The following is a 321-nucleotide window of genomic DNA, read 5'->3' on the forward strand; positions in this document are numbered from 1 at the left end:
TGAAAACCATCATGCGAGCCAATCCCGGGATTATGATCTTGAAAGATGGTGTGGTCATCCAAAAATACCATCACAACAATACTCCGGAAGCTACCGAGGTGATTGACCTTTTTCTATGAATAAGAACCTGAAAGTCGTCTTGGTGGGTCTTCCCGGATCTGGGAAAAGTACCTTTGGTAGGCAGCTAGCTCAGGAATTGGGTTTTCCGTTTCTGGATCTCGATCAGCAGATAGAGGAAAAGTATGTGAGGAAAATTCCTGAGATTTTTTCTATTTATGGAGAGGGGAAATTCAGAGAATGGGAAACAGAGACACTTTCAGA

1 protein-coding gene is annotated in these 321 nt (G+C 43.0%); it reads left to right on the top strand.

What is annotated here, in order from left to right; genetic code table 11:
- Nucleotides 1-115 precede the first annotated feature (115 nt).
- Nucleotides 116-321: shikimate kinase (locus ACNKXV_RS13895; protein ID WP_417908314.1), on the top strand; the 206-nt coding region annotated here is incomplete at its 3' end.

The sequence above is a fragment of the Christiangramia aquimixticola genome (genome assembly GCF_048285835.1).
Lineage (GTDB): Bacteria > Bacteroidota > Bacteroidia > Flavobacteriales > Flavobacteriaceae > Christiangramia > Christiangramia aquimixticola.